Annotated in this window: 15 protein-coding genes and 1 pseudogene; 3 read left to right on the forward strand and 13 right to left on the reverse strand. The window is 46.6% G+C overall.

Features of this window, described 5'->3' with window-relative positions; all coding sequences use genetic code 11:
• Positions 1-57 precede the first annotated feature (57 nt).
• From mfd to C8D73_RS03980, 7 genes are all read right to left on the reverse strand, one after another.
• Entirely contained in the window at positions 58-3,336 is a 3,279-nt protein-coding gene (gene mfd / locus C8D73_RS03950) for a transcription-repair coupling factor (RefSeq protein ID WP_113077391.1), read from the reverse strand.
• 62 nt (positions 3,337-3,398) lie between these two features.
• The gene (gene glpX, locus C8D73_RS03955) at positions 3,399-4,361 is read right to left on the reverse strand and encodes a class II fructose-bisphosphatase (RefSeq protein ID WP_021718028.1); all 963 of its coding nucleotides are present in this window, start codon (positions 4,359-4,361) and stop codon (positions 3,399-3,401) included.
• Positions 4,362-4,473: 112 nt separating this feature from the next.
• Complete coding sequence (locus tag C8D73_RS03960; protein WP_113077392.1) at positions 4,474-5,040, reverse strand: YIP1 family protein; 567 nt, start codon at positions 5,038-5,040, stop codon at positions 4,474-4,476.
• Between the two features lie 6 nt (positions 5,041-5,046).
• A complete protein-coding gene (sppA, locus tag C8D73_RS03965) occupies positions 5,047-5,982 on the reverse strand; it encodes a signal peptide peptidase SppA (protein WP_021718030.1) in 936 nt (311 codons plus the stop codon).
• 68 nt (positions 5,983-6,050) lie between these two features.
• The gene (gene pyrG, locus C8D73_RS03970) at positions 6,051-7,667 is read right to left on the reverse strand and encodes a CTP synthase (RefSeq protein ID WP_021718031.1); all 1,617 of its coding nucleotides are present in this window, start codon (positions 7,665-7,667) and stop codon (positions 6,051-6,053) included.
• A gap of 45 nt (positions 7,668-7,712) precedes the next feature.
• Entirely contained in the window at positions 7,713-9,371 is a 1,659-nt protein-coding gene (gene argS, locus C8D73_RS03975; RefSeq protein WP_021718032.1) for an arginine--tRNA ligase, read from the reverse strand.
• Positions 9,337-9,792, reverse strand: coding sequence for a YwiB family protein (locus tag C8D73_RS03980; RefSeq protein ID WP_113077393.1), 456 nt, complete (start codon positions 9,790-9,792; stop codon positions 9,337-9,339). The genes argS and C8D73_RS03980 overlap by 35 nt, the downstream gene beginning before the upstream one ends.
• 253 nt (positions 9,793-10,045) lie before the next feature.
• Between C8D73_RS03980 and putP the strand changes: the two genes are divergently transcribed.
• Complete coding sequence (putP, locus tag C8D73_RS03985) at positions 10,046-11,533, forward strand: sodium/proline symporter PutP (RefSeq protein ID WP_113077394.1); 1,488 nt, start codon at positions 10,046-10,048, stop codon at positions 11,531-11,533.
• 129 nt (positions 11,534-11,662) lie between these two features.
• Here putP and C8D73_RS03990 read toward each other — a convergent pair whose 3' ends face one another.
• The 6 genes from C8D73_RS03990 to C8D73_RS04015 form a co-directional block, all read right to left on the reverse strand.
• Positions 11,663-12,577, reverse strand: a complete 915-nt coding sequence (locus C8D73_RS03990) for a DMT family transporter (RefSeq protein ID WP_113077395.1) — start codon at positions 12,575-12,577, stop codon at positions 11,663-11,665.
• An 8-nt stretch (positions 12,578-12,585) separates the two neighbouring features.
• Positions 12,586-13,404 (reverse strand): helix-turn-helix domain-containing protein, encoded by an 819-nt coding sequence (locus C8D73_RS03995; RefSeq protein ID WP_113077396.1) that lies wholly within the window; start codon positions 13,402-13,404, stop codon positions 12,586-12,588.
• Positions 13,405-13,506: 102 nt separating this feature from the next.
• Positions 13,507-13,950, reverse strand: a complete 444-nt coding sequence (locus C8D73_RS04000) for a hypothetical protein (RefSeq protein WP_021718037.1) — start codon at positions 13,948-13,950, stop codon at positions 13,507-13,509.
• 149 nt (positions 13,951-14,099) lie between these two features.
• Entirely contained in the window at positions 14,100-14,546 is a 447-nt protein-coding gene (locus C8D73_RS04005) for a hypothetical protein (protein WP_021718038.1), read from the reverse strand.
• Positions 14,543-15,343, reverse strand: coding sequence for a DUF3100 domain-containing protein (locus C8D73_RS04010; protein ID WP_113077397.1), 801 nt, complete (start codon positions 15,341-15,343; stop codon positions 14,543-14,545). Before C8D73_RS04010 ends, C8D73_RS04005 begins: the two co-directional genes overlap by 4 nt.
• Before the next feature lie 46 nt (positions 15,344-15,389).
• Positions 15,390-16,682, reverse strand: coding sequence for an amidohydrolase (locus C8D73_RS04015; protein WP_113077398.1), 1,293 nt, complete (start codon positions 16,680-16,682; stop codon positions 15,390-15,392).
• A gap of 315 nt (positions 16,683-16,997) precedes the next feature.
• Here C8D73_RS04015 and cysE point away from each other — a divergent pair.
• Positions 16,998-17,717, forward strand: a pseudogene (cysE, locus tag C8D73_RS04020) (serine O-acetyltransferase); the annotation flags it as partial.
• Positions 17,714-19,090 carry an NAD(P)-dependent oxidoreductase gene (locus C8D73_RS04025; protein ID WP_021718042.1) on the forward strand — a complete coding sequence of 459 codons (1,377 nt, stop codon included), beginning with the start codon at positions 17,714-17,716 and terminating at the stop codon, positions 19,088-19,090. The pseudogene cysE and the gene C8D73_RS04025, both read left to right, overlap by 4 nt.
• The last annotated feature ends 22 nt before the right edge of the window (positions 19,091-19,112 follow it).

Genomic DNA, 19,112 nt, shown 5'->3' on the forward strand with positions numbered 1-19,112 from the left:
CTTCCCTTGATTTCTTCATTTAATTAATTATAATCAACTTTATTGTCTCTGTATAGCTTAATCAAAAGCCAGCCGCGGCAGATTTTTTTCCAGCCAGGTCAAACTGTCAGTTTTTAATTTGACTGTGCGGAAAATAAGCTGGGCCTGCACGCCGCTTTTGAAATTCATATATTGCTGCTGCTCACTGATAAGCTTCATCAGGGCAGTCGGATCGATAGCAGCATTTTCAGCAAAGGTAATACGCAGCTCGCCCGGTTTGACACTGATACCGCGAATATGCAGCAGTCGGCACAAAGCCCGCAGACAGGCCACACGCCATAAAACTTCCACCTCTTCCGGAGGTTCTCCAAACCGGTCGATAATTTCGTCAAGCAGATCGTCTTTTTCTCCATAGTCCAAGCCGGCAAAGCGTCTGTACAGCTCAAGTTTGTAACGAGGGTCAGCTATATAGTCATCGGGAATATATCCGTCAACGCTGATCTCAAGAACCGGATCCGGTTCAGGGATACCGTCTTCAACGCCATCCTTCAGCTTACGGATCGTACGCTCCAGCATATCGCAATAGGCAGCAAAACCCACACCTGCAATATGTCCATGCTGCTGCGCCCCCAGCAGATTACCGGCACCACGGATCTCCAGATCACGCATCGCGATCTTAAACCCGGCGCCCAGCTCTGTAAAATCACGAATCGCCTGCAAACGTTTTTCTGCGACCTCGCTCAAAGCACGATTACGTTTATAAACGAAATAGGCATAAGCCAGACGAGAGGAGCGCCCTACCCGGCCGCGCATCTGATACAGCTGCGATAAACCAAAATTTTCGGCTCCGTCGATAATAATAGTATTGGCCAAGGGCACATCCAAACCATTTTCGATGATCGAAGTCGACAGCAGCACATCACAGCTGCCTTCATAAAAAGCAATCATTGCATCTTCCAGCATATCCTCTGACATTTGACCGTGAGCGATCCTGATATTGATCCCCGGCACCAGACTGCGCAGATCGGCAGCAATATTTTCGAGACCAAGAACCCTGTTATGCACATAATAAATCCTGCCGCCGCGGCGCATTTCACGTTCCAGCGCTTCTTTGATCATTCCAGGATTATATTCGGCCACATAAGTTTCTACCGGCAGCCGTTCCTCCGGCGGTGATTCGATCACACTCATATCGCGTCCGTTGACAAGCGCCAAATGTAAAGTACGCGGAATCGGCGTCGCCGACAAGGTCAACACATCAACGCCTGTTTTCCAACGTTTGATTTTTTCTTTCTGAGCCACACCAAAACGCTGTTCTTCGTCGATGACAAGTAATCCCAGATCGGGGAACAGCACATCCTGCTGTAATAAACGGTGTGTCCCAATCAGAACGTCCACCTGACCATTTTCCAGATCATTCAGGATTCGTTTTTGTTCCCTGGGAGTGCAGAAGCGGCTTACCATCTCTACTTTGACCCCAAAAGGCTGCATTCGTTCTTTGAAGGTCATAAAATGCTGCTGCGCCAAAACAGTCGTCGGCACCATTACTGCTACCTGTTTACCATCCATAACTGCCTTAAAAGCAGCGCGGATAGCAACTTCTGTTTTACCATAACCGACATCACCGCACAACAATCTGTCCATCGGCTCAGGTTTTTCCATATCAGCCTTGATCTCTGCGATCGCTTTAAGCTGATCCGGAGTTTCTTCATAAGGGAAGCGCTCTTCAAAGTCACGCTGCCATTCGGTATCCTCAGCGAAAGCATGACCAGGGACGATCTTCCGCTGCGCGTATAATCGCAGCAGTTCTTCAGCCAGCTCGGTAATCGCGGCACGGGCTTTACTCTGCACACGTTTCCAGTCGGCTCCGCCCATTTTAGAAAGCCTTGGAGCCTGCCCTTCGTTACCGACATATTTATGCAGCATGCCAACCTGTTCCACGGGGACATACAGTTTGTCGTCACCGGCATACGCCAGCAGCAGATAATCACGATGCACGCCGTCAACAAGGACATTCTCCACGCCGATATAACGTCCAATACCGTGAACTGAATGGACTACATAATCTCCAGCCTTGATTTCCGAGAAATACTGCAGCTGAGCACCGCTGTTTTTGGTATGCAGCCGTCTTTTTTTCTGCATACCAAAAATATCATTTTCTGTCAGCAGCAGCCAGTTTTCATTCCAGAACCGAAACCCTGCCGTCAGCTCGCCGCTGATGACAGTGATGCGTCCCGGTCTAAGCAGTGCGCCCTCTTTTACAAAAGCAGCGTTTAAATTACGGCTTTGCAGACTGTCAGCAAGCCCGCGCGCTTTAATATCGCTGCTCATCATCACCACAGGCACCTGCCCGTCAGCCAGCCAGCCCTGCAGATCGCCTGTCAGCAATTCCAGATTTCTATTATACGGCGCTACAGACCGCACAGGCACATTGATATCCTTAAACAGCTGCAAACGGCTGTGTCCCAGCGCTGCTACGACCCAGGCTCTTTTCTGAGCGCAAAAACCTTCCAGCTCGGCAGGCGACCATAATTCATCGGCATAACCAGAACTTTCAATGTACAGTTTCTGTAAAATTTCAAATAAACGTGATGGCTCATCTACTACCAAGCGCGTCGAAGCAGCTAAATAATCAAGTACCGAAGCTGAAAAATCTTCGCCGGACTCAATTTGCAGCGGCACGATTTTAACAGCACTCAAAGATTCAATACTGCGCTGATTATCCAGGTCAAAACTGCGCATCGCATCAATAGTATCATCAAACCATTCGATCCTGGCAGGATACTGACTATTGATCGGGAAAATATCAAGAATATCACCGCGCAGACAAAACTGACCGATGGCATCTACCTGAGTAGTACGCTCGTATCCCAGTTCGATCAGACGTTCCAGCAGCTCCTGTTGCTCAAGCTGCTGCCCCAATGTTACGACAACGCCGCTTCCCAAAACCTTCTGCGGTATCGGCAGCTTCTGCAGCAATGCTTCCGCAGTCACAAAAACGATACCCCGTTCTTCCCCCTGCAAGATACGCATCGCCGCCACGCGCCCAGCCTGAATCTCACGATTCCGCGAATCAGCCTGCACCAGCGGCAAATCGACAGGATACAATTCCTGCATCAGCAAATCCGAATAAAAACAATTCAAAGTCCTGCGGTATTCACGAATATCGTCCCTGCCGCTAAGCAGAAACACTAAAGAGCCCTGTTCCGGCAAAAGCCGGTCCAGAGCTGCCAAAAATACTGTTTTTGCGGCTCCGCTGAGACCAGTCAGCGAACACCCCTGACCCTGCTGCCACAACCCGGCAGCGGTACGGGCTTCCGTTATTTCACCAATAGCGTCCAATAATTGCAATTTCATCAGTTTACCCTTGAAAACAAAAGGGTTCTAGCCTGAGCTAAAACCCTTGAAGATTGTAAAACTTACAGTTTAACGGCAAAATCTTTGCGGTCAAAGCTGTGTACTGCGTCAACAAAACGTACTGTACCGGTTTTATAACGCATGGAAACAGTATGTGTACGTACACCGCCGCCGAAATAACGCAGACCGCTGAGCAAATTGCTTTCGGTGATAGCCGTCGCAGTGAACATGCAGTCGTCGCCTTTGACCATATCGTCCAAGCTCAAAACCTGCTGGCAATCGCAGATGCCCATTTCCAGGCAGCGTTTGACCTGTTCATCATCTTCAGGGCACAACCGTGCCTGCATATCACCGCCGAGACATTTGATAGCGGCAGCAGCCAGTACGCCTTCAGGAGCACCGCCCTTACCGATATACATATGCACGCCGGTACCTTCAATGCCGGCATTGACGATAGGGTTAACGTCGCCGTCAGTAATCAACTGAATACGTGCTCCGGCACGGCGAATCTCATCCATAATACCATAGTGACGTTCACGGTCCAGCAATACGACGGTCAGGTCAGAAACCTTACGTTCTAAGGCTTTAGCCACGCGTTCCAGGTTTTCACTGACCGGCGCATCAATATCGATGCAGCCTTTAGCTCGAGGACCGACAGCGATCTTATCCATATACATGTCAGGAGCATGCAGCAGGCAGCCTTTCGGTGCGATGGCAATAACCGCGATTGCGCCAGGCTGACCTTTAGCTACCAGATTCGTACCTTCAACAGGGTCAACGGCAATATCGACTTCGGCACCGCCGCCGCCGACTTTCTCACCGATATACAGCATCGGCGCTTCATCCATCTCACCTTCACCGATAACTACTGTACCGCTGATATTTACCGTATCGAATGCCTTGCGCATAGCGTCGACCGCCAGCTGATCGGCACCGTTTTTATCACCACGTCCTACACTGCGGCCGCAGGCAATTGCTGCAGCTTCGGTAACACGTACGAACTCCATGGATAATTCTCTGTTCATTCCTCAACCATCTCCTTTATTGATACGATCATATAAAATCATATTAATTATATCACTTTCTGCCGTAACTTGCAGAGTAAAATAAAAATTACTTTATTTTAAGTTAAATTTATCAACTTATCTTAAGCATCAGCAATTCAAACACGATCTGCAGCGGCAGCACAAAAGCGATATACAGCAGCAACAAGCTGAATGCTACAGTTGCCAGCGACCGTTTAAAATCTATCAGGTAAACCACCTGTAAGGCTCTGATCAGCAGGTACAGCATCCACAGCTTCGCTGTAATACAGGCCCCCACTACTACCAGCATCCCCGGCAGGCCCAGTTTTGTCCCCAGCAAAGCTACCGGAGTCATGACCAGAAACGGTAAAGTCGTATAACCCAGCAGACAGATCAATCCCACAGCATCACCGGCCATGGCTCCTAAAGTTTCCAAAATCCCGTGCAGCAAAAAACCATACATCGACAAAACTACGCCGGCAATGGAAACAGCGGCCGCAATAACAGCAAACCTTACCGACAGCGTCTGATCTAAAAACAACTGATTTGTTACAACGCCGCTGAACAGACCCACGCTTAAGGCAAAATACCACAAGCTGCGCCACATGCAGCGCTCCTGTACCAACAAACGCATGCCATCTCTGGTTTCAAACAAAACGTCAAAGGTTTTACGCCTCATAAGGCATCACCTCGCCGCCTGCGGTGAAGACATTCCAGCCGCGTCTTTTTGCAGCAGCATTTCCAACTGCCCCAGCATCATTTTAGATAACTGGGCACTGAAAAATACTTCCCAGGGTTTTTGACGCTTGTTTTCTTTAATTTCCGGTATTCCATCTACTCCGATGGCTTTACCTGCTGCCTCCAAAGCGTCATAATAATTGCCAAGTTCATCGACAAGCCCGACTGCCTGAGCCTGCTGACCGGTATAAACACGTCCGTCCGCCAAAGCTTTTACTTTAGTGATATCCATTTTACGCCCTTCAGCGATCACGGCGACAAAATTCTCAAACATCTGATTGACCATATTTTGTAATATCTGCTGTTCTTCCGGAGTCATCGGTCTGTCAGCGGACATAATATCCTTGTACTGACCGCTTTTGATTTTAGTAGTATAGATACCGATTTTTTTGAAAAGTTCCTGCGTATTCATATAGGGCATATAGACCCCGATACTGCCTGTCAAAGTAGACGGATTGGCATAAATAGTATCGCTGTAAGCAGCCAGCCAATAAGCTGCCGAAGCAGCACTGTCGCCCATCGAAGTAATGATCGGTTTATCAGTAGTTTCTTTAAAACGTTTCAGTTCACGGCCAACTTCTTCTGCTGCGGTAACACTGCCGCCTGGGGAATTGATACGCAGCACCAGTGCTTTTACACTGCTGTCGGCAGCCGCCTCACGGATCTCACGCATCAGACGGCCTGAAGAAGCGCCCGTAGTTTCACCCCAGATATTCTCGCCCGGTTCACCGCTGACGATAGTCCCTTCGATATTGATGACTGCTACCCTGTCTGCCGGGGCAGCAATAACCTTTTCATCATTATTTTTACCTGAAAGCAGCGACACTACAAAAGACAGGACAGCGATCAATAAAATCGCACTGATAAAAATTTTTTTCAGCATACTTTCTACTCCTTTTACAAAAAAAGCAGACTGACTCGCAGTCTGCTTTTGGGTTTTTCTTCAGAGTCTTATTTTTGTTCCCGCAAAGCAGCGGCAATGAAATCTCTAAATAATGGGTGCGGATTAGTGGGGCGGGATTTAAACTCCGGATGGAACTGTGCACCCAGAAACCAGGGATGTCTGTCCTCCGGGATCTCAACGATCTCAACCAGACGTCCGTTAGGCAAAGTGCCGCCGATTCTCAGACCGCCGTCAACTATCTGCTCACGCAAAGCGTTGTTTACTTCATAACGGTGACGATGACGTTCGTAAACAAGTTCTTCCTTGTAAGCCTTCTCAGTCAAAGTACCGGGATAAACTTTACAAGGATAAAGACCTAAACGCATCGTACCGCCTTTATCTTCTACACTTACCTGTTCCGGCATAAGATCAATGACAGGATACTTACAGTCAGCTACAAATTCGGCACTGTTAGCATTTTCCAAACCGCAGACATTACGAGCATATTCGATAACAGCACACTGCATACCCAGACAGATACCAAAGAACGGGACCTTGTTCTCACGGGCATACTGCACAGCTTTGATTTTTCCTTCTATGCCACGGTCGCCAAAACCACCAGGCACCAAAATACCATCTACACCTTCCATAATTTTCTGCATATCAGTTTCAGGAGCTTCGATATTCTCGGCGTTTACCCATTTTATTTTCAGTTCGCTTTCATTAGCAACAGCGGCATGCTTCAATGCTTCTGTAATACTGATGTAGGCATCCTGTAATTCAACATATTTACCAACTACGGCAATCGTTACTTTGCGGTCATAATGCTTCAGTATACGCTCTACCATTTCATGCCAGTAAGTCATATCTTTTGGTTTATCAGGCATATCCAATTTTTTGAGCACGATGGAATCCATACCCTGTTCTTCCATCAGCATCGGAACCTGGTAAATACTTGCCGCGGTCAGATTCTGAATTACAGCTTCCGGATCAACGTCGCAGAACATAGCCATTTTTTCGCACATATCTTTGGAAATAGGACGTTCACTGCGGCAGACAATGATATCCGGGGAAATGCCGATGCTGCGCAGCTCTTTAACGCTGTGCTGGGTCGGCTTGGTTTTGAGCTCACCTGCAGCAGCTATATAGGGAACAAGTGTTACATGGATATACAAGACGTCGTTACGGTCAACTTCTTTTTTTACCTGACGGATAGCTTCAAGGAACGGCAAGCTTTCAATATCGCCGACGGTACCGCCGATCTCTGTAATAACAAAATCAGCATTATCATCACGGCCAACGCGGTAAACGCGCTCTTTGATTTCATTAGTAATGTGAGGGATTACCTGCACTGTACGTCCCAGATAATCGCCCCGGCGTTCTTTATTGATAACGGACAAATAGATCTTGCCCGCGGTCACATTGGAACTCTTTGACAAATTAATATCAATAAAGCGCTCATAATGACCCAGATCAAGGTCGGTCTCAGCACCGTCATCGGTGACAAAAACTTCGCCGTGCTGATAAGGGCTCATTGTCCCCGGATCAACATTGATATAAGGATCAAATTTCTGGATCGTTACCTTATAGCCGCGGCTTTTCAGCAAACGTCCAAGCGAAGCCGCTGTGATCCCTTTCCCCAGCGAAGAAACTACACCGCCTGTTACAAAAATATATTTCGTCATGATTGTCCTCCCGTTCCTCATAAAATGGCTTTTTATCTCCAAAAATTACATTCTTTCCGGTGCCGATACGCCCAAAATATTCAAAGCATGTTTAATAGTATGGCGGGTCGCCTGTACCAGCTTGATCCGTGCCTGCTGCACTTCCGGGTCCACACCCAGGATACGGCACTGATTATAGAAGGAATGGAACAGTCCGGCCAGATCGTGCACATAATGCGCCACACGGTGTACCGCGCGTTCTTTAGCCGCAAGCTCCAGCATTTCCTGATATTCGCCCAGTTTTTTGATCAGTTCCAGCTCTGTCGCATCTGTCAGCAGATTATAATCGGCAGCAGCCGCTTCAACAACATTCTCCTCAGCCAACTGACGCATGATACTGCAAATGCGGGCATGTGCATATTGAATATAATACACAGGATTTTCATTAGATTTTTCAGTAGCCAGAGTCAGATCAAAATCCAGCTGGCTGTCGATCGAACGCATAGCAAAAAAGAATCTGGCAGCATCAGTACCGACTTCTTCGATCAGCTCGTTCAAAGTGACGCTCTGACCCGTACGCTTCGACATCTTGACCAGCTCACCGTTGCGGTACAGACTGACCATCTGCAGGATCAAAACTTCCAGCTGCTCAGGATCATACCCTAAAGCGCCTACAGCTGCCTTCATTCTGGCGATATACCCATGGTGATCAGCGCCCCACAGGTTGATGACACGGTCAAAACCGCGGCTGAATTTATTCCAGTGATAAGCAATATCAGCAGCCAAATAAGTAGGCACACCGTTATCACGGATCACGACGCGGTCCTTATCATCACCGTAAGCAGTAGCTTTCAGCCACAATGCTCCGTCTTTTTCATACATATAGCCGCGTTCCGTCAAAAGTTCGCAGGCTTCTTTGATCTTATCTGCATCATGCAGTGTCTGCTCGCTGAACCAGACATCAAATGTGACGTTAAAGGCTTCCAAATCTTCCTTTAGAGCAGCAAGCTTTTCTTTTAAGGCAATCGTACGGAATTCGTGCAAACGTTCCTGCTCATCCATATGCAGGAATTTATCGCCGTAGATCTTGACGATGCGTTTGGCAGTTTCCACAATGTCGTAACCATGATAACCGTTTTCCGGGAACTCCACATCCACACCAAGCTCTTCCAGATAACGGGCATTGACCGAAGCAGCCAGATTATTGATTTGATTGCCGGCATCATTGATATAGTATTCACGGGTAACATCATAGCCTGCCGCTTTCAGAAGATTGGCAAGTGAACTGCCTACCGCAGCACCACGGCCATGGCCGACATGCAGCGGTCCGGTAGGATTGGCGCTCACATATTCCAATTGGATCTTTTCGCCGCCTCTGGCAGGCAGATTGCCGTAATCAGCACCTGCCGCTACGATACTTGCCAAAAGTTCGGCTGTCCAATTTTGTTTCAGATAAAAATTAATAAACCCCGGTCCCGCGATCTCAGCCTTTGCAACATAAGGGCAGTCCAGATTGTCGATCACAGCCTGAGCCACTAAACGCGGATTACATTTTAAGCCGCGGGCTGACTGCATGGCAAAATTGGTGGCAAAATCACCAAATTCCTTTTGCGGCGGCACCTCTAATAATACCTCCGGCAAGTCTCCCTCTTTGATAGTACCGGCGGCAATCGCTTTAACCGCGGCAGCTTTAATGGCAGCAGCCAGTGCTTCCTTCATATTCACGCTTGACATCCTCCTCGATTTCCATCTTCAGCTTAAATCTGCTGCGTGTCTGTCCTTCCAGTTCTAAAACATATTCCAAATCGATATGCCAGACTTTGTCTCGGCAATAAACATATAAATACTCTGTCGTCAGCCGCATCGGCAAAGCCAGATATGGAGTCCGGTACATACTTTCACTGACCAGACCTCCGGCAAATTCCTGCCTGCAATCCACCGTGCCGCTGCGTAGAATAATGACTCTCTCATAATCCCACTTGATAGTAGTTTTTGTGCCTGCCAGACCTGCTGCTTCAGATTCATCATAAAAAACATAATATTTATTATTTTTTTCTGCCAGTCTCCCGTAAGCTGTGGTCTCGATATTTTCCGTCCCTGCGCTGCTGTGTGACTGGCTGTAAATATGTATTTTCACAGGCTGCATAACACTTTTCACTCCATAAAAACGACTAGAGCTTACTCCCTTTCGCCGCGTTAACCTATGTTCGAAACGGAGCAAGCCCCTCAATGCCTGCACCTTCCTTTCAATAAATAAAAGGAACGGTCTACAAAACTTCTTCAAATATTATATATCAGTGGCCGTATTCAGTCAAGGAAAGGCTGACTCTTGCACCTGCGGTTAAAAAAAGTGTATAATATTTATACTGTTTTTGTTGAATTAAAGAGGAGGGGTCGCGATGCAGCAAGATTGGGGCATCATTTTTGCATTTGGATTGTATTTTTTAGCACTGTTCGGCATAGGGATTTTCCATATGAAAAAAGAACAGGATCTGGCCGGCTATGTTTTAGGCGGACGTAAGGTAGGGCCATGGGTCTCGGCAATGAGTGCCGAAGCCTCAGATATGAGCGGCTGGATGCTGATGGGATTGCCGGGCTATGCGTATGTAGCAGGTGTCAGCGCATTCTGGATCGCTATCGGCTTGGCAATCGGAACCTGGCTGAACTGGCTGTTTGTGGCTAAGCGGCTGCGTGTTTATACCAAAATAGCCAACGATTCGATCACTTTACCGGATTTTTTTGAAAACCGGTTCCGCGATAAAACAAAAATCCTGCGTGTCGTTTCGGCAATTTTTATTTTTATTTTCTTTCTTATCTATACAGCTTCTGGTTTCGTTGCCGGCGGACGCTTATTCAATACTGTTTTTGGACTGCCTTATTTTGAATCACTGCTCATCACGGCAGGCATTGTAGTTTTTTACACCTTTACCGGCGGTTATGTAGCGGTCTGCCGCACCGACTTCTTCCAGGGCTGCCTGATGTTCTTTGCGATCATCATCGTTCCTGTAACCGGTATTTTTAAAGCCGGTGGTCCGGTAACAGCCTTTGAAAAACTTTATAATATGAACGCCAACTATTTCAGCTTTTTTACCGATGCTACCGGCGTCACACTAAGCGCTACGGCAATTATTTCTCTGCTGGCCTGGGGTCTGGGTTACTTCGGCCAGCCGCATATCCTGGTACGCTTTATGGGCATCAGCTCTGCCAAAGAGATCCCTCAGGCAACCCGTATCGCTATGGTCTGGGTAATCTTTTCACTGTTCTTCGCAGTTACGGTCGGACTTGTAGGACGCGTGTTGTTGGGCGATACGCTGACAGGCGTCAATGCCGAAACTGTTTTTATGGTTCTTAACAATGAATTCTTCGTTTCCTTCCTGGCCGGCATCATCATTTCCGCTATTTTGGGCGCGATCATGAGTACTTCTTCCAGCCAGCTGCTGGTAACAGCTTCAGCAATCTCCACCGACTTTTACCAAGCGCTGCTGCGTAAAAATGCCGGTGAAAAAGAACTGGTTTTTGTCAGCCGTTTATCTGTAATTTTAGTGGCCTGCTGCTCATTAGCGCTGGCTTCCAACCCCAACAACTATATCCTGGAGCTGGTAGCATATGCCTGGGCAGGCTTCGGCGCCTCTTTTGGCCCGCTTGTACTGTTCAGCCTTTTCTGGCGCCGCACTACTATCAAAGGCGCTATTGCAGGCGTTTTCTTCGGTGGCAGCACAGTGCTTATCTGGAAAGAATTTTTTGCTTACACCGATATTTACGAAATCGTTCCCGGTTTCATCATTTCAGCTCTGGCTATTTATGTTGTCAGCCTGCTGGATAAAAAACCCGATGCTGCTATAGTCAAAGACTTTGACGTAGCTGAAGCCCATATTCAGGATATGTAAAAACTGCTTAAAAGCACCCGCAGATTTATCTGCGGGTGCTTTTTTATATCCTATAAGGCATAAATATCATAAAAAATAACGCCTGCATTTTCGCAGACGTTATTTTAAATTTTCTTTTTACAAAATATTTTACTTTCCCCTACCGCGCATATTTGCTTTGACCAAAGCTACAACATCACCTGAAAGCAGCAGTCCTGTCATCGTCAACAGCATACCGAAGGCGATAACCGCTGTGATTTTCTCATCCAGAACAATAACAGAGGTAATCACAGTAACTACAGGTGCCAGATAAATATAGGCACTGGTCTTAATAGCTCCCAGCAGCTTGACTGCCATATTCCAGGTCACGAAGCACATCGCCGACGCTCCGACACCTAAAAATAACAAATTAAACAGATTGACAGGATCAGCCAGCCGCTCAAAACCCCAGCGAAAATCCATAAACAGCAGTGCCGGCAGCATAAATACCAAACCATACATGAAAGTATGCCGTGTGCTTTGGATGGCATTGTAACCAAATGAACTGATTTTTTTAGACAATACAGCATAAACTGCCCATGTAGCAGCTGCCGCTAAAGCCAGAAAATCTCCTAAAGGATTAATCTGCAGTTGTGTAGCACTGTTGAAACTGATCATGGCGATACCGGCAATCGCCAGTACAAACCCCACTATAAATTTTTTCTGCAGAGCTTCGCCTGCCAAAAAACGACAGGCCAGTAATGCTGTAAAAAATGGTGCTGTGGCCGTAATAACTCCCACGTTAGACGCAGGAGCATACACAAGCGCAATATTTTCAAACAGATAATACAAAGTAATACCGCTTAATCCGGCACCGGCAAAGATCCATTCCTGTTTTTTATCAGTCACCTTCAACCGATACGGATAGATCAGAAACAAAACTATCAGCCCCATAATAAAGCGGAAAAACAAAATCTCTATCGGAGTAAAGCTGCGCAGCAATACTTTAGTTGAAATGAATGTCGTACCCCAGAGCAAGATCGTTACAAGAGCAAAAAGATGCCCCATCAAAATTTTATTCTGCATAGCTTCTCCTATTGTTTTACTTTAAAAATATTACGGTATTGCCCTGGTGTCAGACCAATGACCTCTTTAAAAAATTTACTGAAATGGCTTTGATCGCTAAAGCCGGTCATCAATGCAACCTCAGCAGGCTCCAGGTCCTGAGCAAGCAGTTCCTTAGCTTTGCCGATCCTTATTGTTTCCAGGTAACGATAAGGCGTGATACCTTCCGTTTTTGTAAACAGCCGCAGCAGGGAATATTTGTTCATACAAGCCACAGCTGCCAGTTCTTCCAGCGTCACTTTTTCTGTATAATGCCCCAGCAGATATTCTGTTACTCTGCGTACAGGCGGGGCTTTCGCCTCGATAGAGGTTTTACTGATACCGGCAGCAACAAGCTGTTCCAGCAAAAAATAAAAAGTTTCTTCCTTCACCAGGTCTTCCCGTTCCTGCATAATCATTTGATGCAGTTCACGCAGGAGTGATCCAGACAATTCGTCACCGCGTAAAACAGGGCTGGCAAACAGCGGCACTTCCTCACTGCCTGTCAATTCCTGCATAAACTGACTCATAATCTCCGGTTTAATATTCAGGCAGCGCAGATCAAGCAGATCATTATCCATTGGTTCGCAGTTATGCGGCACGCAGGGATTGAACAGCAGCACATCACCGGTAGTTATATAATAATCCACATTATCGTAGCACATATGACGCAGGCCACTCTTCTCAACAAACCCGAGCACATAATATTCGTGAAAATGCTGCGGGAATTTCTGCAGGATTCCCTGAAACCAATAGGCTTCTATCTGCAGTTCTTTATCATATTTTACAAAACGTTTTTCATTTTTCACCGCAGGCTCCTTTTTCTTATCCTACCAAAAATCTACCGTGCCATCTTGTATAATATTGACTGCAATTATAAAAGAACCTGCGTAAAACGCAGGTTCTGGCAATCAACGCATATTTTCGATAAAATCTTCAAAATTATTGATGAGAATCGGATGACCTACGACCTTTAAATCACGCAGGTGCGTACCATAAGATTCATAAATATTTTCAGCAAGCTCCATTTTCAGACCTTCTTTGACATATTCTTCCATCATTTTAACGATAAAGCGGTTGATCTCTCCTGTTTCCGGTTTAACATTGAGCGGAATGATACGTTCTTCGGGTTCGTAGCTTTCGACAGTCACATCCCAGCCTCCGGGAATAGGCGGCAGCCGTTTTGCCAAAATCATATACTCAGGCGAAAACCCTACATACGCATCTAATTTATTTTGTAATTTTGCTTTCGTAACAGGATAACCGTTAGCATTGCCCCATTTAACTATTTCATCACAAACTTCGTTGTTGTGAATAACACTGGAAAATGTAGTTTTTGCTAAAACTTCAGCCATAATCATACCTCCCATATGGTAAAATTCTAACTTCTATTGTACTTTATCTTGCCGATAAATTCAACTCATTCGCTTTTACCTCTGTAAATTTAGTAACGTGGTCAAAGAAAAAGCACTGGCCAAAGGCCAGTGCCTGAAAATACTGCTGATTAAATCTGTCCCAGTGCCTTCAAGATAGTCTGCGCAATAATCGCGCTGCCGATATAAGTGCCTGTAAAAACTACACAGGCAACTACAACGATCCGCCAGCCGCTCTTGGCAAAAGCATCAAGGTCTTTGCCGATAGCGATACCGGCATAAGCGAGAATCGGAGTACAAAGCTGTAAAAAGCCTACTTTTTTAACAGCTTCATTGATCACGTCACTGCCGGGCATAGTCGGATAAGTCAGGATACAGCCCAAAGTTACGATATAAGCAACAGCAGGGATACGTCCCGGCAAATATTTTGCCAGAACAACACCGGCAATTGCCAAAAATATTAAAAATAGCAGACCGGGAATTGCTTCCACGATAGTATATTTGGTGCCAATAGCGTTGGCGACAAGAGACATGGCGCCGACAATAAATAATACGATCAGTGTATCTTTGATTTTCATTTTGCAGCATCCTTTCCTGTCGGTTCAACACCGTATTTGAAGCGGTAGATTTTCTTATACAGCCACTCTGTCAGCGGCAAAGCCATCCAGATGCACATATACAGGCCGTCAAGACCGGAGAGCATATTGCTGGCTGCACCAAAGGCAGCGATCTGATCCGCCATCTGCGGATACATAACGCTTAAAGAACCTACAGCAGCAGTCATCATACTGGCAGAGCCGACGCCGGCTGCCATTGCCAGCGCATAAGGATGGAAGGGCAGGTACGCAGCTGCAAAACTGGCCATAACACCAAAGAAAATAGTCCCAAAAACCGTACCGGCAATATACACTCCCATAACTCCGCGCCCTTCAGCAGAGTCAAGACCATAACGCTCGCCGATCAAAGCTACGTTAGGTTCACGGGCAATGGAGTGAGCCGCACCGATAGTTTCACGTTTGAGGCCCAAATAAATAGCCACAGGCACACCGATGAAAACAGTGCCCAGATTACCAAACTCCTGCAGTATCAAAGCCGGAGAAGCCGCCAGAATTTTAGGCAGCGTCGGCCCAACCAAAGTACCGTAACGTGCCATCAGCAGCATCAGTGTAATGCCGATCAGCGAGCTTGCATCCAGCATATCCTTTTGATTAACTACCTTTAAGAATTTAGGTGCCATAAAAATACCCATAATCAGGGCATACAGCATCGGCAGCAGTACAATAGTACCTACGCCGATCTTGAAAGAAACGTTACCAATCATTTCCGCAATGATGATCAATGCTAAAACGATGGCATGAACTTTAATGTTTTTCACAAAATCCACCTTCCCTTTTCCATCATTTTCCTGTTACAGCTTATAATTACTGAAAATATTTATCAAGCTTGGCGATGTATTCTTCTTTTGTCAGCAGCGGGTGGTGCTCCGCTTTGATCTGACGCGCCAATTCGGCATCGTCGGCCAGCAAATCAATGATCATCATCGCAAAAGCCTTAGCAGGCAACAATACAGCATGCTTAAAATCGACTACATGAAAATCTGCCGTATGCAAAAAGCCGTCGACCCCGCCAATAAAGGGATGAATAACCGGCAGTAAATGCGATACGTCACCCATATCAGTTGAAGCACTGAAATGTCCGGCGTCTTTAACTGCTACATTGGGTTCGGCAATTTTAGCATTGGTTACGAACAACTCGTTCAGCCTGTTATTGCAGGCCAAAGGCAACTGCCCCGGCATCGTGGCAATAACCGTCTGTGCTCCTACGGCATCGCCGCCGGCTTTCAATGCAGTATCCACCTTTTTATGAGTCGCTTCGATCGCTTCCATGGTTTTAGCGCGTACATAGGTCTCGATCCTGACATCGGCAGGAACAGAGTTTACTAAGTCGCCGCCTTTAGTAATGATCGGATGAACACGAACAACGTCTGCTTCACGAAAAGTTTCACGCAAAGCGTTGATTCCCATCAGTCCCAGCATAGCCGCATTGAGAGCATTAATACCTTGATCAGGCGCATCGGCTGCATGAGCTGTTTTACCTACATACTGAATTGTTTTACCAATAAAGCCGTTGCTGCTTTCACCAATGGATACAGTTGCTGCCGGCATATTTTTATCAGCATGCATCTGCATCGCCATATCGATATCGTCAAAAGCGCCTTCATAAATAAGTTGCCCCTTGCCGGTAAGAAAATGTAGTTTGCCTTCTTTGATCAATTTGTTGCGGTAAGCAAGTTCTACATACTCCTCAGCAGGAACGCCAAAAAATACGGCATCGCCTGATAATTCACTCAAAACACCAGACTGCGTAATCCCGCAGGCTACAGCAGCCATTGTTGCAACCTGTAAATTATGGCCGCAGGCATGCGCCGCACCGGTCAGAGGATCTGCTTTACAACTGTCCGGACACCCTATCGCATCCAGTTCGCCCAACACTGCCACAGTAGGTCCGGGACGTCCGCTTACAACGCGGGCTTTGACACCCGTCAGGGCCAAACCAGTCTGAGGTGCCAAACCTAATTGCTGTAAAAAAGCAGTGACTTTAGCTGCTGTTTTAGTTTCTTTAAAGCCAAGTTCCGGTTCCCTTTCGATATCCTGCGCTAAAGCTTCGACTTTAGCGGCCCAGGCATCAATAGCGGCGCATACTTTTGCTTTCATCACATCTTTGTCCGTAATAAACACCTCGCTTTGAAATAGTATACACTTTATTCTTGTAAATCGCTTTTAATTATAGCATAAATACTATCAGTGGTACAGGTTTAATTCTCAGCATTTTGTTTGATTATGAACTTTTATTTCTTTAAACTTTACCACAACTTACAAAATTTTACAATTCCATTATATTTTGTATATTTTATTCATATTTTTAACTTTCTGCGATAATGTCTGTCATTGCAATAATTTGCATTGGAAAATACCCTGTGCTAAAATATATAAGTTAAGAAGTCACTTTAAAACTGTTTACGAAAGGAGTCTGTCATGTTAGACCAAATTAAAACCGACATTGATGCAGTTATGCACCGCGATCCTGCAGCCAAAACCAGGCTGGAGGCAGCACTTTGTTATCCCGGTCTGCATGCTATCTGGCTCCACCGTTTAGCGCATAAATTATACTTAAAAGGCTGGGTACTGATTCCCCGACTGCTTAATACATTTTCCAGATTTCTGACCGGTATCGATATCCACCCCGGAGCAACTCTTGGACCCGGACTTTTTATCGACCATGGTATGGGCCTTGTTATTGGCGAAACCGCAGAACTTGGTTCTAATGTCACGCTCTATCAGGGAGTAACCCTCGGTGGTACCGGCAAGGAAAAAGGCAAACGTCATCCTACGATCGGCGATAACGTAGTCGTTTCCAGCGGTGCTAAAGTACTGGGATCCTTTACAGTCGGCTCCAATTCCAAGATCGGCGCCGGTTCGGTAGTATTAAAGGAAGTACCGCCAAACTCGGTAGTAGTAGGTGTTCCCGGCCGTATCGTTACCAAAGATGGAGTCCGCATTGCCGCCAGCGATATGAGCAGCCCTGACAGCATGATAGATCTGAACCATAACCAGCTTCCCGATCCAGTTGCCGATTACGAAGACCGTCTAGCAGATTATATGGTACGTATGGACAGCAGACTGGAAGAACTGGAAGAAATCATCAAAAAACATCGCGAGCAAAATGAAAAGCGAGGTAACAACGAATGAGCAGAACAATGACCATGTCGGAAGCTATCAATGAAGCGCGCCGCTGTTTGAATTGTGCACGTCCCACCTGCCGCACCGGCTGCCCGATAGCCAACAATATCCCGCAGTTTATCCGCGCACTCAGTGAAGGCAATATCGGTCTGGCCTACGAAACAATTGCCGAACGCAGCAACCTGCCCGCTATCTGCGGACGTGTATGCCCGCATGAACGTCAATGCGAAGCTCACTGCGTTTTAACTAAAAATAAACACGGAATCGAAATCGGCAGTTTGGAAATGTTTATCGCTGATTTCGCTCACGAAAATAATCTGAAGCCACTTCCTCCTTCTACCGGCAAACGCGGAAAAGTTGCCGTTATCGGCAGCGGACCTGCAGGTCTGACGGTGGCAGGCGATCTGGCTAAAATGAATTTCGCCGTCACTATTCTTGAGGGACAATCAGAACCTGGTGGCATTCTGCTGTTCGGCATACCGGAATTTCGTCTGCAAAAAGACGTTGTCCGCCGCGAGATCACTGAACTGCTGCATTTAGGCGTAGAAATCAAGACCAACATGCTGGTCGGGCCGGACTTTACAGTTGATGATTTATTCGAACAGGGCTATGATGCTGTTTTTATGGGTACAGGCACTTCTCTGCCACGTACTTTAGATATCCCAGGTAAAGAACTGTCCGGCATTCTGACTGCCACATATTTTCTGCGTATGGTAGTACTTTCAGATTCCGGAAAATTAGACGAAAGTGAAACACTGCTGCATGACGGCGATAACGTAGTAGTTATCGGTGCCGGCAACGTGGCTATGGACGCCGCTCGTACGGCAATACGCCGCGGTGCAGAAAACGTGACTATCGTCTATCATAAAACCGAAGCCGAAATTTCCAGCTTCCCATCTGAATACGAAGCGGCAGTTAAAGAAGGCGTACAATTCAATTTTCTGAAGCAGCCCATCGCTTATCTGAACAAAAAGCAGATGCGTGCTTTAAACAATATCCGCCGCAAACCGGCAGAATCTGACGAAACAGATCTGGCTGGACTTTTAGTACAAAACATCACCAAAACTGATGACGGTCAGTTCGTAACCGAAGGCGGTCAGGAAGTCATTCCCTGTGATTGTGTTATCCTGGCTATCGGACAGCGACCTGCCGCCCGTATCGTTTCTACTACCAAAGGTATCCAGGTCGACGACCGTGGTTTTGTTATTACCCGTGAACGCCCTTACGGTATGACTACCAGAGCCGGGGTTTTCAGCAGCGGTGATGTAGTACACGGCCCTGCAACCGTAGTTTTGGCAATGAAGGAATCTAAAAAAGTAGCGGCAGGTATTGCTCAATATATCGATGCAAAAAAACTGCTGGAAGACTGCTGTGAAGATTAACAAAAAACTCCTGCCGCAATAT

The sequence above is a fragment of the Phascolarctobacterium faecium DSM 14760 genome (assembly GCF_003269275.1).
GTDB lineage: Bacteria > Bacillota > Negativicutes > Acidaminococcales > Acidaminococcaceae > Phascolarctobacterium > Phascolarctobacterium faecium.

Excerpts from the sequence above, each read along its gene's own strand:
- mfd (WP_113077391.1), bottom strand. The coding sequence starts at position 3,336 with ATGAAATTGCAATTATTGGACGCTATTGGTGAAATAACGGAAGCCCGT.
- glpX (WP_021718028.1), bottom strand. The coding sequence starts at position 4,361 with ATGAACAGAGAATTATCCATGGAGTTCGTACGTGTTACCGAAGCTGCA.
- C8D73_RS03960 (WP_113077392.1), bottom strand. The coding sequence starts at position 5,040 with ATGAGGCGTAAAACCTTTGACGTTTTGTTTGAAACCAGAGATGGCATG.
- sppA (WP_021718030.1), bottom strand. The coding sequence starts at position 5,982 with ATGCTGAAAAAAATTTTTATCAGTGCGATTTTATTGATCGCTGTCCTG.
- pyrG (WP_021718031.1), bottom strand. The coding sequence starts at position 7,667 with ATGACGAAATATATTTTTGTAACAGGCGGTGTAGTTTCTTCGCTGGGG.
- C8D73_RS03980 (WP_113077393.1), bottom strand. The coding sequence starts at position 9,792 with ATGCAGCCTGTGAAAATACATATTTACAGCCAGTCACACAGCAGCGCA.
- putP (WP_113077394.1), top strand. The coding sequence starts at position 10,046 with ATGCAGCAAGATTGGGGCATCATTTTTGCATTTGGATTGTATTTTTTA.
- C8D73_RS03990 (WP_113077395.1), bottom strand. The coding sequence starts at position 12,577 with ATGCAGAATAAAATTTTGATGGGGCATCTTTTTGCTCTTGTAACGATC.
- C8D73_RS04000 (WP_021718037.1), bottom strand. The coding sequence starts at position 13,950 with ATGGCTGAAGTTTTAGCAAAAACTACATTTTCCAGTGTTATTCACAAC.
- C8D73_RS04005 (WP_021718038.1), bottom strand. The coding sequence starts at position 14,546 with ATGAAAATCAAAGATACACTGATCGTATTATTTATTGTCGGCGCCATG.
- C8D73_RS04015 (WP_113077398.1), bottom strand. The coding sequence starts at position 16,682 with ATGAAAGCAAAAGTATGCGCCGCTATTGATGCCTGGGCCGCTAAAGTC.
- C8D73_RS04025 (WP_021718042.1), top strand. The coding sequence starts at position 17,714 with ATGAGCAGAACAATGACCATGTCGGAAGCTATCAATGAAGCGCGCCGC.